Here is a 14090-nt window from a genome sequence, read left to right on the forward strand (position 1 = left end):
AGAAATAATGCGTTGGCAAAACCCTATAATTTTTTCGGATTTTAGTGATCCAGATATTATAAAAGTAGAAGATGACTTTTATATGGTGGCGTCGAGCTTTACCTATTTACCAGGGATACCCCTTCTTCATTCAAAAGATTTAATACATTGGAGGCGCATCAATTATTGTGTACGTTCTCTACCTTTTAAATGCTATAATCAGCCCAATCACGGAGCAGGTACATGGGCACCCGCTATTCGTTATCATAAGGGATGGTTTTATGTTTTTGTCCCTCTCCCAGATGAGGGCATTTTTGTAACTAAAACACAGGATCCTTATGGTGAGTGGTCACCTCTTCACTGTCTAAAAAGTACAAAAGGGTGGATTGACCCTTGTCCTTTTTGGGATGAAGATGGTAAAGCTTATATGATTCATGCCTTTGCTAAAAGTAGATGTGGTATTAAACATCGCTTAGCTATTTGTCAAATGAATGAAGAGGCTACTGAGCTGTTAGATGAAGGTAAAATTGTTTATGATGGAGAGCAAAGAAATCCGACTATAGAAGGCCCAAAACTTTATAAGAGAAATGGCTATTATTATATTTTTGCGCCAGCAGGTGGTGTAGAAACAGGTTGGCAAGTGGTTTTACGTTCAAAAAAACTTTATGGACCCTATGAAGAAAAAGTAGTTCTTCATCAAGGTGAAACACAAGTAAATGGTCCGCATCAAGGGGGCTATGTAGAACTTACCGAAGATGAGTGTTATTTTGTACATTTCCAAGATGCGAATTACTATGGGCGTATTGTTCATCTACAGCCTATGAGCTGGTATAATGACTGGCCTTTTATCGGGCAAGAATTGAATGGAGATGGAATAGGTGAGCCAGTTGTAGAATGGGAAAGGACAAATACACTTTTACAAGAAACACCTTACAATTTAATAAAAAGTGATACCTTTAACCAAACCTCTTTAGGTTTGCAATGGCAATGGCAAGCTAATCCAAATGAAAAGTGGTATAGCTTAACAGAAAGACCTAATTATTTGAGGCTTTATGCTATGCCTAATAAAGCGGGGAGAGAGAATCTGCTTTGGTATGCCCCCCATCTCCTTACCCAAATGATAGAGGGACCAGACTTTGAAGTAGAGGTAGAAATAGATATAAGTGGTTTATTGGTGGGAGATAGAATGGGCATAGGTCTATTAGGTCATCAGTATAAGGCACTAACACTCGTAAGAAAAACAGATGGTTTAAAACTTGAATTATTAGAGGGTAATGTATTAGAAACAAGCAAAGAAGGCTTAGTAGCAGAAGAGAAAACTTGTATTGGAATACTAGAAGATACAACTTTATATTTTAAGATACTATTTAAACAAGGACTGTATCAGTTCACCTATTGGGCTCAAAATACAATGCCACAGAAAACAGATTATTTTAAAGCAACAAAAGGAACATGGGTTGGCGCTAAACTCATGCTATTTTGTAGCAATGATAATAATGAAACTTCAAGTGGTTATTGTGATTTTGCTTCTTTCAAATGGCAATCACATTCTATATAAAATAAAAACGTCTTACTACTTTATTTGAAGGTAGTAAGACGTTTTTGTAGACCCAGCAGTGTATTTCTAGAGTCTATATTATCTGCTAAAAGGGAAGTTCTTTTTATTTCGCACCTGGGGGGCTTTTTTTTTTATGTATTTACAAGGTAAAATAAAGCTATAAAGAATATAAAATAGCTAAAGGGCAATAAAAGAGTGCCCCCTATGTTATAATAACACCAAAGCGAAGAAAGGAGCTAAGGACAAATGCCAGTACCGTTTACACACTTACATGTACATACAGAATACAGTCTTTTAGATGGTTCGGCAAAAATTAAGCATTTATTAGCTCGTACCAAGGAACTAGGAATGAATAGCTTAGCTATTACAGACCATGGTGTGATGTATGGTGTCATTGATTTTTATAAGGCAGCGAAAGATATGGGTATTAAGCCCATTATTGGCTGTGAAGTTTATTTAGCTTCAAGGACAAGAAAGGATAAAGAGCCTATAGATGCACGCTCTAATCACTTAGTTTTACTTGCTAAGAATCAAACAGGCTACCAAAACTTAATTCATATGGTATCTACAGCTTTTACAGAAGGCTTTTATCATAAACCACGTATAGATTATGAACTTTTAGAAAACCATCATGAGGGGCTTATTGCTTTAGGAGCCTGCCTTGCAGGACCAGTAAGCCGTCTTCTTTTAGAAGATCAGTATGAGAAAGCTAAAGAAGTAGCTCTTCGTTTAAAAGATATCTTTGGTGAAGATAATTTTTATCTGGAGCTTCAAGATCATGGTATGAAAGAACAAGCTAAGGTCAATCAGCTGACCTTACGTCTTGCAGAAGAAACAGGAATTGCTCTTGTTGTTACCAATGATGTGCACTACATTACAGAGGAAGATGCTCATCCACATGAAGTCCTACTGTGTATACAAACAGGTAAGACTATGGAGGATGAGGACCGTATGATCTACGAAGGAGGTCAATATTTCCTTAAGAGTCCTGAAGAGATGGAGAAGCTTTTCCCTTATGCGAAAGAAGCTTTACTCAATACTCAAAAGATTGCAGAACGCTGTAATGTAGAATTTGTATTTCATGAACTAAAACTGCCCGTTTTTGATGTACCAGATGGTAAAACCAGTGAAGACTTCCTGAGAGAGCGTTGCTATGAGGGGCTTGCTAAGCGCTATGAACCTATTACACAGGAACTTAAAGAGCGAATGGAGTATGAACTAGGTGTCATTATCCAAATGGGATTTGTGGACTATTTCCTAATTACAGGTGATTTTATTAAGTATGCTAAAGAGCAAGGTATTCCCGTTGGACCAGGACGAGGATCAGCAGCAGGAAGTCTTGTAGCATATGCTTTAGAAATTACAAATATTGATCCTATTCGCTATCAGCTTTTGTTTGAGCGCTTTCTTAATCCTGAACGTGTCAGTATGCCTGATATCGATATTGACTTTTGCTATGAGAGACGTCAAGAAGTTATTGATTATGTGATTAGCAAGTATGGAGAAGACAGGGTGGCTCAAATTGTTACCTTTGGAACACTGGCAGCGCGTGGTGTTATTCGTGATGTGGGTAGGGCCATTAATATGCCCTATCAAGAGGTAGACCGTATAGCTAAGATGATTCCAAATGAATTAAAAATTACGATTCATAAAGCGCTAGAGATGAATGCAGAATTACGAGATCTTTATGAAAGTCAAGAGGAAGTGAAGTACCTTATTGATATTGCCCGAAAATTAGAGGGCTTACCACGACATTCTTCTATGCATGCTGCTGGAGTTGTCATTTCAAAAGCACCAGTTGGAGAGTATGTGCCATTAAGTGCCAGTGAGGGGGTTGTGACCACTCAATTTCCTATGACGACTTTAGAAGAATTAGGACTTCTTAAGATGGATTTCTTAGGTTTAAGAACGCTTACAGTTATAGACAATGCTGTAAAGCTTGTTAATAAAAATCATAAGATTCAATTAGATATTGAGAAGATAGATTATGATGATAAAAAAGTATATGAGCTAATTGCCTCAGGAGCAACAGAAGGTGTTTTCCAACTGGAAAGCGCAGGGATGAAGAGCTTTATGAAGGAGCTAGCGCCAAGTAGTATGGAGGATATCATTGCAGGAATCTCTTTGTACCGCCCAGGACCTATGGACTTTATTCCTAAATATGTACAAGGAAAAAGAGATAAAAACAGCATTACCTATACTCATCCAAGCCTCGAACCTATTTTGAAAAACACCTATGGCTGTATTGTTTATCAGGAACAGGTTATGCAGATTGTACGAGACCTTGCAGGTTATAGTCTAGGGAGAAGTGACCTTCTGCGCCGTGCCATGGGTAAAAAGAAAACAGAAGTTATGAATAAAGAACGTCACATCTTTTTAAATGGGGATGGAGAAAGTATACCTGGTTGTATTAAAAAGGGTATACCAAAGGAAATAGCAGAAAAGATTTTTGATGATATGGTAGACTTGCAAAGTATGCTTTTAATAAATCTCATGCTGCAGCATATGCTGTGGTAGCTTATCAGACAGCTTATTTAAAACAGTATTACAAAGTAGAGTTTATGGCAGCTCTCATGACATCTGTTATGGATGTATCTACTAAAATTACTGGTTATATGGAAACATGTCGTCGAATGGAGATTGCGGTTTTATCTCCAGATATTAATGAAGGCTATGCTTATTTTGATGCCAAGGATAACCAGATTATCTATGGTTTAGCTGCACTTAAAAATGTAGGAAAAAATGTAATTGACCATATTGTAGAAGAGCGTGAGAGAGGTGGTAAGTTTAAAAGCTTAACCGATTTTTATAATCGAATGGATACAAAAGATACGAATAAACGTAGTATTGAAAGTTTGATTTTAGCAGGGGCTTTTGATAAATTAGGTGGTAGACGCAGTCAATATTTGGCTGTGTATCAGCAAATTTCATCAGGAATTAACTTAAGCCGTAAAAACAATATTGCAGGGCAAATGGATTTATTTGCATTAGGAAGAGAAAATGAAGAAATAGTACAAGACTATGATCATTTGCCGGATATCCCAGAATTTGAAATGAAAGATATGTTAGCTTATGAAAAGGATGTTTTAGGTATTTATTTAAGTGGACATCCCTTGGATAAAGTAAGAGGTCAGTTAGAACGCTATATATCCCATACAGGTAGTGATTTCATTTTAAAAGAAGAAGAGGATGAAAATGTACAAGATGGTCAACGAGTTATTGTAGGAGGAATCCTGGTAGAAAAGAGAGTTATTTATACAAAAAATAATAAAAAAATGGCTTTTGTTACGTTAGAAGATTTAACTGGTACAATGGAGATCATTATTTTCCCAACCTTGTATGATCAGTTTGCCAGCTTCCCAGAAGATAGTGTCTATATGGTGAAAGGACGTATTTCAATTAAAGAAGAAACAGCAGCAGTGATTTTAGCCGATGAACTAACAACATTAGAAATACTTATGACACCCCAATGTGAGGAAGGTCTTATCCTTCATCTTGATAAAAATCAACGTACTCAAGCTATGCGAGAAAAATTGCTACACATATTTGAAAAACACAAAGGGAATGCTAAAATTATAGTTCAGAATAAAGAAGATGGCACACAAAAAATCTTCCCAAAGCGCTATAATGTGGCATTAACTGATGAACTTATACAAGAAGTTAGTCAATTAGTAGGTGAGAAATGTATGGTTGTCCATAAATTGTCGTAACTACTTGCTATTTTAAAGAGTTTTAAGTACAATGAAAAAGGTTAAATATTAAATGATAAATATTTAACAAAGTAAACTAGGAACCAACTTATAAAGTGTACAAATGTTGTCAAACAAATTAGCGGTAAATATATATTACTAAAGGGGGTTATTTAGGATGAGTAACAAAGTAAGTACAATTGGTGTTTTAACAAGTGGTGGTGATGCACCAGGAATGAATGCAACGATTCGTGCCGTAGTAAGAACGGGTATTGCAAGAGGGCTAAAAGTAATGGGTATTCAAAAAGGTTACAATGGTCTACTTCAAGGTGATGTAAGAGAGCTTAATGCAAGAAGTGTATCTGACATTGTGCAAAGAGGTGGTACCATTCTTCAAACTGCACGTTGCTTAGATTTTGTTAAACCAGAAGGTCAAGCCAGAGGTGCTGAAATGTGTAAGGTATTTGGTATTGATGGACTTGTAGTAATTGGCGGAGATGGTTCCTTTCAAGGTGCTGAAAAATTAGCTAACCTAGGCATTAATGCAATTGGCGTACCTGGAACAATTGACCTTGATATTGCATGTACAGATTATACTATCGGTTTTGATACAGCTGTTAATACAGCAATGGATGCTATTAACAAGATTCGTGATACATCCACATCCCATGAAAGATGTTCTATTATTGAAGTAATGGGGAGAAATGCCGGGTATATTGCATTATGGTGTGGTATTTCTTCTGGAGCTGAAATGGTACTTATTCCTGAAAAACAAAGACCAACTGATGAAGAGATTATAAAAACAATTTTAGAAAACAAACATAAAGGTAAAAAACATTTCCTTATTATTGTAGCAGAAGGTATTGGAGGATCTTATAATTTAGCCAAAAAGATTGAAGCTACTACAGGTATTGAAACACGTGCAAGTATTTTAGGTCATTTACAAAGAGGGGGCTCACCTACAGCTGTAGATCGTATTCATGCATCCATGATGGGAGCTAAGGCAGTAGACTTACTTTGTGAAGGTAAACAAAAGAGAGTCGTTGCTTTTAAAAATGGACAGTATGTGGACTATGATATTAATGAAGCGCTTAAGATGAAAAAAAATATTGATGATTATATGTATGAAGTAAGTCAATTATTAATCTAACACTAATCAGGGGAGAGTAAAGATGCGTAAAACCAAAATTATTGGAACACTAGGACCTAAGACGCGTGACATAAATCATATCGAGGAAATGCTAGAAGCTGGAATAGATGGAATACGTATTAACTTTTCACATGATAATCACGAGATTCATGGTGAAACAGTAAAACGTGTTAAAAAAGTGCGAGAAGCTCTTAATAAGCCGATACCACTTATTTTAGATACAAAAGGCCCAGAAATTCGTACAGGTGTTATGAAAGATGATAAAGATTACCCTTTAGCTATTGGGGATACCATTACATTAACAACAGAAGAGATTGAAGGAGATAGTAAAAGGGTAAGTGTAACCTATAAGAACCTTCCTTTTGATTTAAAAAGAGGCAGTCGTATTTTAATTGATGATGGTCTTATTGAGCTGAAAGTTAAAAACCTTACCCCTACTGAAGTAGAATGTACGGTTGAAAATGGCGGAATGCTTGGTTCACGTAAAGGGATTAATATTCCAGATGTTTTTGTAAATTTACCTGCTCTTACCGAGAAAGATATAGAGGATATTCAATTTGGGGCAAAGGTTGGCTTCGATTATATTGCAGCCTCATTTATTCGCTGTGCCAATGATGTAATTACTATTCGTAACATTCTTGAAGAGAATGGTGGCGCGGATATTCAAATCATTGCTAAAATTGAAAATCGTGATGGTGTAAATAATATTGACGAGATTTTAGAGGTTTCTGATGCTATTATGGTAGCCAGAGGCGATTTGGGAGTAGAAATTCCAGCAGAAGAAGTACCAATTGTACAAAAAATGCTTATAAAAAAAGCAAATGCACAAGGCAAGCCTGTTATAACGGCAACTCAGATGCTAGATTCCATGATTCGCAATCCACGTCCTACTCGTGCAGAAGCCAGTGATGTTGCGAATGCTATTTTTGATGGAACATCGGTTATTATGCTTTCAGGTGAAACAGCAAAGGGAGATTATCCGTTAGAAGCAGTAAGGATGATGGACCGAATTGCTCGAGCTGCAGAATTAGAACAAAGACAAAGAGGGCAAGTGCAAATGCCAGAGCCTTATGGCATGAGTATGACTAATGCTGTAAGTCATGCGACTTGTAATACAGCTAAAGAATTAGGTGCTGCATGTATTTTAACGATTACGAAGTCAGGTCATACGGCACGTTCTGTATCTAAATTTAAGCCAAGTTGCCCTATTATTGCTTGTACAACCAATCCTAGAGTATGGCGTCAACTTAATTTAGTATGGGGTTGTACGCCACTTTTAGGAAGCTATGATGAAAAAGATTCAACAGATGAAGTTTTTTCTAAAACAGTAGAGCATATTGAAGCCATGAGATATGTTAAAAAAGGAGATATTATTGTTTTATCTGCAGGTATCCCAGTAGGTGTAGCAGGTACAACGAATATTATGAAGGTACAATATGTGGGAAACGTATTAGCTAAGGGAAAAGGCTATGGTAAACAAGTTGTAACGGGTAAGGCAAGTGTTGTAAAGGTATTAGATGAAGCAAGAAAAAACTTTAAAAAGGGAGACATTTTAGTTGCTAACAAAACAGATAATAGTTATTTACCTTACATGAAAAAAGCCAGTGCCATCGTGGTACAAGATGGAAGCTTAGAAGAGAGTAATCATGCGGTTATAGTTGGCAAAACTTTAGATATCCCAGTTATTATTGGCGCGGCTAATTGCGTAGAAGTTGTTAGAAATTCAACGATTGTGACAGTAGATAGTACAAAGGGTTATGTATATAATGGTGCACTATAGATTTAAAAAGAGAATTGCTTGCAAGCAATTCTCTTTTTAAATTTTTTCATAAAACCCTTAAAAAAGAGAGAGACTATAAGTAGAAATTTCAAAGGTTTTGGTTTAGAATAAGGAGATAAATAAAAAGTAAGGAGAGAATGCGATGAATAATCAAAAAGCCCCTGGATTTGTTAAAATGAAACATGGTACGGGCATATCTGGTCATTTAGGTCCTTCACAGGTGCTTGTAACAGGTTTTTTGTGTGTTATTTTAATAGGTACAATACTCTTGATGCTTCCTATAAGCTCTACGAGTGGTGAATACACCTCTTTTATTGATGCTCTTTTTACAGCGACATCAGCAGTTTGTGTAACAGGACTAACTGTAGTAAATACGTTAGCCCATTGGTCCACCTTTGGGAAAATTGTTATTATTTTATGTATCCAAATTGGGGGACTTGGATTTATGACACTTGTTAGTATGCTTTTTATTATAATGGGTAGGCGTATTACCCTTAAGAACAGGTTAATCATGCAAGAAGCATTTAATTTTAATACGACTTCAGGTATTGTACGCTTTACAAGGTATATTGTGATAGGAACACTTTTAGTTGAATTAACAGGTGCTATTTTAATGAGTTTTATCTTTATCCCTGATTATGGTCTAGGTAAAGGGATTTGGTATAGTGTTTTTCATGCTATTTCTGCCTTTTGCAATGCAGGCTTTGATATGATTGGTGATAATAGCTTAACACCCTATAGAGGTAATATACTTCTAAATTTAACGGTTATGGGGCTGGTTATTATGGGTGGTTTAGGATTTAATGTATGGATTGATACGTATAAGGTACTTAAGCTTAAAAAAGAAAAAGGAAAGAATCTTAATTGGAGTCAAGCTCTCTATTCTATGTCTGTACATACACGTTTAGTATGGCTCATTACTTTAGGGTTATTGACTTTGGGGTTTGTGTTTTTCTTTTTTGCAGAGTATACAAATCCTGGAACTCTAGGTCCTCTTAGTTTAAAGGATAAGGTATTAGGTGCAATGTTTCATTCTATGACTACACGTACAGCAGGCTTTTTTACCATTTCCCTTCCAGATTTGACAGACGCCTCTAAATTAATGACAGTCTTACTTATGTTTATAGGTGGCTCACCTGCGGGAACTGCAGGAGGGATTAAAACGGTAACGATAGGTGTTTTGATTCTTTGTGCACTTTCTACTATTAAAGGAAAAGATGAAACAGTTGTTTTCAAAAAGCGTATCCCAAGACAAATTATTTCACGTGCATTAACAGTTGTTATAATTGGTATGATGGCTATTTTTATTATGTTGATTATTTTAACTTTTACTGAAAATGCAAGTTTTATGGACTTGCTTTTTGAAGTGGTTTCAGCCTTTGGTACAGTAGGCATTACACTAGGGATAACTCCTGATTTAAGTAGCCTTGGAAAAGGCGTGATTATCATTATGATGTTTATTGGACGTTTAGGTCCCATTACAATGGCAGTGGCTTTGATGATTAAACAAAGCAAATATAAAGGCATCTTGCAATATCCAGAAGAAAAAGTATTAGTGGGTTAAAATGGAGGAGGAAAGCAAATGAAACGTAAGCAATTTGTGATTTTTGGATTAGGACGCTTTGGTGTAAGTGTGGCAACTACCCTTTCGGAAGCAGGATATGAGGTAATGGTAGTAGATCCTTCAGAGGAGAAAATACAGGAGATTTCCAGTTTAGTAACACATGCGGTACAAGCAGATGCAACGGATATGGATACCCTTTGTGCTCTAGGGATTCGTAATTTTGATGTAGCCATTGTGGCTATTGGTAAGGATATGCAAGCGAGTATTATGATTACCTTATTACTTAAAGAAATAGGAATACCTTATGTAGTAGCTAAAGCCAGTACAGAGATACATCAACGTGTACTTGAAAAACTAGGAGCGGATCGTATTATTTTGCCGGAGTATGAGATGGGTAGGCGTATTGCCACTAACTTAATCTCAGGAAATATTATTGATTACATTGAGCTATCTAAAGATTATAGTATTGTGGAAGTTGAAGTTTTACCACAATGGGAAAAACAAAGCATGAAGGATTTAAATATCCGTACGAAATATGATATCAATATTATTGCTATTAAAGGTCAAGAAGATATTATTGTTTCACCAGGCCCTAATTATATATTTAATAAGGGAGATATACTTGTAGCAGTTGGAGATAATAAAGCCTTACAGGAGATAGAGAATAAACGTCATGATGCCTAAAGAAATAGCAAGTTTACAAAACCCTGTTTTAAAAATGATTAATCAGCTTCAAAAAAAGAAAGCTGTCCGTAAAAAAGAAGGGCTCTTTGTAGTAGAAGGTCTTAGAGCAGTAAGAGAAATTACAAAGGAATTTGAGGTAGAGTATTATGTCACTACCAAAGAGGTAGAAGTGAAGGATTTACCAGGGCTAGAAAAAAGCAAATGGATCGTAGTTCCAACAGCACTCTACAAAGCCATTAGTGAAACCGAAGCACCCCAAGGTGTGATGGCTGTGGTTAAAATGCCAAATTGTAAACTTCAAGATTTAGTACTCAAAGAGAGAGGCTTTTATCTCATTTTAGAAAATCTTCAAGATCCAGGTAATATGGGAACGATTATTCGTACGGCTCATGCCTTTGGAGCAAATGGGATTTTGATTACGAAAGGGTCAGTGGATGTTTTTAGTCCAAAGGTAGTACGTTCTACTATGGGGTCACTTTTTCATGTGCCACTTGTAGTAGATTGTGAGATAGAAGAATATAGAGAGGTTTTACGACAAGCAGAGATACCTATCTATGCCACAGCACTTGAGGAAGCAAAGCCTATTTATCATATTAACTTTGTCAATCCATTGGCCATCGTCATTGGTAATGAAGGAAATGGTGTTTCTGACTACATTAAAAAAGCAGCAGATTACAAGATGATGATCCCCATGCCTGGTGGAAGTGAATCTTTAAATGCATCTGTGGCCACATCTATTTGTATCTATGAAGTAATGCGTCAGTTAGAGGTCAATGCACAGTCATGTATCCCTAAAGAATGAAGTTAGGTTTTAAGACAGTAGCTTGACAAAATAAATTAAAATCCCTATAATTTAAGCAGTTAAATAAGTACAGACGATGATAAGACGAGTAAGCACAAATCGGACTTTCAGAGAGCTAGCGATGGGTGAGAAGCTAGTAGGCGATGGTGACTGAAGAACCTCTTGGAGTTGCTAACCGAACGAGTAATTAAGTAGGCCTAGCCGGGTAAGACCGTTATATCTTGTATGAGTGGGGCTTTTTTAAGTTCAACTAGGGTGGTAACGCGGAGTCACTTCGTCCCTTTATAAAGAGAGGGACGGAGTTTTTTTATTTTCTAGTACGATTAATCGATGCAAGGAGAAATAGAAGCATTTATTTTATGTTAAAGGAGAGAGTAGGATGAAAACAATATCAATTAGAACCCTATATGGGATGCCAGAAAGTTATGTAGGGACTGTAACTGTAGCCGGTTGGGTAAGAACAGTAAGGGATTCAAAAACCTTTGGATTTATTGAGGTGAATGATGGAACCTTCTTTAAAAGCGTACAAGTGGTTTTTGAAGATCATTTAAGTAATTTTAAAGAAATTGCTAAATTAGGAGTAGGTGCAGCCCTTATTGTAACAGGTGAACTAGTTTTAACACCTGGTCAAAAGCAACCTTTTGAAATTAAAGCTACTTCAATTGAGGTAGAAGGTGAGTGTCCTCCCGAATACCCACTTCAAAAGAAACGTCATTCCTTTGAATACCTTCGTCAAATTGCCTATTTGAGACCACGTACCAATACTTTTGGTGCAGTATTTAGAGTACGTTCCTTAGCCGCTTATGCGATCCATAAGTTTTTCCAAGAAAGAAACTTTGTGTATGCACATACACCACTTATCACAGCAAGTGACTGTGAAGGGGCAGGAGAAATGTTTAGGGTAACCACTTTAGACCCAGCTAATCCACCTAAAAATGAGCAGGGAGAAGTAAACTTCAAAGAAGATTTTTTTGGTAAAATGGCAAGTCTTACGGTATCGGGTCAGCTTTCGGCTGAAACGTTTGCCATGGCTTTTAGAGATGTATATACCTTTGGCCCCACTTTCCGTGCAGAGAAATCCAATACACCAAGACATGCCGCTGAGTTTTGGATGATTGAACCAGAAATCGCCTTTGCAGACTTAAATGATGATATGCAACTTGCAGAAGATATGGTGAAGTTTGTAATAAATTATGTATTAGAGCATGCTAAAGAAGAAATGCAGTTCTTTAACCAGTTTGTAGATAAAGGTATTCTAGAGAGACTAGAAAATATCGTAAACGCTGACTTTGGTAAGGTATCCTATACAGAAGCTATCAAAATTCTTGAAGGCTCAAGTAAGAAGTTCGAGTATCCAGTATTCTGGGGCTGTGACCTTCAAACAGAGCATGAGCGTTACTTAACTGAAGAACACTTCCAAAAACCTGTATTTGTTACAGACTATCCAAAAGAGATTAAAGCCTTCTATATGAGAATGAATGAAGATAACAAAACGGTAGCTGCTATGGATCTTCTTGTACCAGGTATTGGTGAACTTATTGGTGGTAGCCAAAGAGAAGAGAGACTTGATGTTCTACTTGAAAGAATGAAAGAGCTTGGACTTAACGAAGAAGATTATTGGTGGTACCTCGACCTTCGCCGTTTTGGTGGCACACGCCATGCAGGCTTCGGCTTAGGGTTTGAAAGACTTATTATGTATTTAACAGGCATGACCAACATCCGTGACGTTATTCCATTCCCAAGAACGACAGGTTCAGCAGAATTTTAAAGGGGATAGAGGAGAAATAAGGGGATAAGGAGTAAGGGAAAAAGTAAGACAAAATAGCAGAGTAAATAAATAAAATGGGGAACAACTTTATTTTCATTACAAAAAGAGTTGTTCCCCATTTTTTCATTTTAAAGAGAAAAAATAGTAAAGGAATTTTTGTTTGATGTTAACATCAGTAACTTTATTAAAAATATTGAATTAGAGTACTTCCATACCACGAGAAGCTTCTAGAATCATAAACCAGTCCTTGGTTGAAAGAGGAATCTTCAAAGCATCTACGCAAGCTTTAATACGTTCGATTTTCATTGAACCTGTAACAGGGCAAATCTTAGCAGGATGCTTCAGGATAAAAGCATAGGCAATTTTATCAATAGAATCGACTTGATATTTTTGAGCCATGGTCTCTAAAACTTTTACAACTCTTATTTCTTGCTCTGTCTTAGGACTAAAAAGTCTTCCACCACCAAGAGGTGACCAAGCCATAACTGGAATATCATGCTTTAAGGCACTATCCATTATACCATTAAAGAAGGTATCCGTATAAAGGGTAGAGACCTCCACTTGATTAGTCACAAGAGGGGTTTTTGTAAAAGTATTAACCATATCAAAATAAGTATAACTTGCATTAGAAATACCTATATTTCTAACTTTCCCTTCTTGTACTAATGTATCTAACCCTTCTGCAAGTTCCACAGGATTAAGTAGTGGGTCTAGTCTGTGAATAAGCAGAACATCAATATAATCTGTGCAAAGATTTTTAAGAGACTCGTCTACAGACTCCCTTAAATGCTGTACAGAAGAATCATAGTAGTGTACAAAATCACTTTTTTCAGTAGGGAGTACAATATTAAATTTAGTAACCAACTGCATTTTATCTCTTAGAGAAGTATTATTTTTTAAGACAGCTTCACCAAATAGTCTCTCACTTTCTCCTAAACCGTATATATCAGCGTGGTCAAAGGTAGTAATACCCATTTCAAGGCAGCTATTAACAAACGCTGTCATTTTGTGGCCACTAAGACCTTCCCTACTTGCTCGCATCATTCCAGCAATAACTCTTGAAAAGCTTAAATCATCAGTTACTTTCATATAGTCCATAAAAATTCTCCTTTAACG

At 36.5% G+C, this 14090-nt stretch carries 8 protein-coding genes, 1 pseudogene and 1 other annotated feature; of the genes and pseudogenes, 8 read left to right on the forward strand and 1 reads right to left on the reverse strand.

All coding sequences use genetic code 11. The features are described from left to right. The first annotated feature begins 7 nt into the window (after positions 1 to 7). The 8 genes and pseudogenes from CS063_RS03350 to asnS all read left to right on the forward strand — a co-directional run bounded on the left by CS063_RS03350 (position 8) and on the right by asnS (position 12974). Entirely contained in the window at positions 8 to 1537 is a 1530-nt protein-coding gene (locus CS063_RS03350; protein ID WP_308415416.1) for a glycoside hydrolase family 43 protein, read from the forward strand. 246 nt (positions 1538 to 1783) lie between these two features. Then, positions 1784 to 5247 (forward strand): annotated as a pseudogene (locus CS063_RS03355) (DNA polymerase III subunit alpha). 157 nt (positions 5248 to 5404) lie between these two features. After that, positions 5405 to 6376, forward strand: a complete 972-nt coding sequence (pfkA, locus tag CS063_RS03360; RefSeq protein ID WP_099448276.1) for a 6-phosphofructokinase — start codon at positions 5405 to 5407, stop codon at positions 6374 to 6376. Positions 6377 to 6398: 22 nt separating this feature from the next. Then, positions 6399 to 8156 carry a pyruvate kinase gene (gene pyk / locus CS063_RS03365; RefSeq protein WP_099448277.1) on the forward strand — a complete coding sequence of 586 codons (1758 nt, stop codon included), beginning with the start codon at positions 6399 to 6401 and terminating at the stop codon, positions 8154 to 8156. A gap of 142 nt (positions 8157 to 8298) precedes the next feature. Continuing rightward, positions 8299 to 9720 carry a TrkH family potassium uptake protein gene (locus CS063_RS03370; protein ID WP_099448278.1) on the forward strand — a complete coding sequence of 474 codons (1422 nt, stop codon included), beginning with the start codon at positions 8299 to 8301 and terminating at the stop codon, positions 9718 to 9720. Positions 9721 to 9738: 18 nt separating this feature from the next. Then, entirely contained in the window at positions 9739 to 10404 is a 666-nt protein-coding gene (locus tag CS063_RS03375; RefSeq protein WP_099448279.1) for a potassium channel family protein, read from the forward strand. Further along, a complete protein-coding gene (locus tag CS063_RS03380) occupies positions 10394 to 11206 on the forward strand; it encodes a TrmH family RNA methyltransferase (protein WP_099448280.1) in 813 nt (270 codons plus the stop codon). Before CS063_RS03375 ends, CS063_RS03380 begins: the two co-directional genes overlap by 11 nt. A 67-nt stretch (positions 11207 to 11273) precedes the next feature. Next, positions 11274 to 11491: a binding site (T-box leader), on the forward strand. 94 nt (positions 11492 to 11585) lie between these two features. Then, a complete protein-coding gene (asnS, locus tag CS063_RS03385) occupies positions 11586 to 12974 on the forward strand; it encodes an asparagine--tRNA ligase (RefSeq protein WP_099448281.1) in 1389 nt (462 codons plus the stop codon). A gap of 198 nt (positions 12975 to 13172) precedes the next feature. Here asnS and CS063_RS03390 read toward each other — a convergent pair whose 3' ends face one another. Beyond that, positions 13173 to 14072, reverse strand: coding sequence for an aldo/keto reductase (locus CS063_RS03390; RefSeq protein WP_099448282.1), 900 nt, complete (start codon positions 14070 to 14072; stop codon positions 13173 to 13175). Positions 14073 to 14090 lie beyond the last annotated feature (18 nt).

The organism is Sporanaerobium hydrogeniformans (genome assembly GCF_002735925.1).
Lineage (GTDB): Bacteria > Bacillota > Clostridia > Lachnospirales > Cellulosilyticaceae > Sporanaerobium > Sporanaerobium hydrogeniformans.

Coding starts and splice junctions, on each gene's coding strand:
- CS063_RS03350 (WP_308415416.1), top strand. CDS start 8: ATGCGTTGGCAAAACCCTATAATTTTTTCGGATTTTAGTGATCCAGAT.
- pfkA (WP_099448276.1), top strand. CDS start 5,405: ATGAGTAACAAAGTAAGTACAATTGGTGTTTTAACAAGTGGTGGTGAT.
- pyk (WP_099448277.1), top strand. CDS start 6,399: ATGCGTAAAACCAAAATTATTGGAACACTAGGACCTAAGACGCGTGAC.
- CS063_RS03370 (WP_099448278.1), top strand. CDS start 8,299: ATGAATAATCAAAAAGCCCCTGGATTTGTTAAAATGAAACATGGTACG.
- CS063_RS03375 (WP_099448279.1), top strand. CDS start 9,739: ATGAAACGTAAGCAATTTGTGATTTTTGGATTAGGACGCTTTGGTGTA.
- CS063_RS03380 (WP_099448280.1), top strand. CDS start 10,394: ATGATGCCTAAAGAAATAGCAAGTTTACAAAACCCTGTTTTAAAAATG.
- asnS (WP_099448281.1), top strand. CDS start 11,586: ATGAAAACAATATCAATTAGAACCCTATATGGGATGCCAGAAAGTTAT.
- CS063_RS03390 (WP_099448282.1), bottom strand. CDS start 14,072: ATGGACTATATGAAAGTAACTGATGATTTAAGCTTTTCAAGAGTTATT.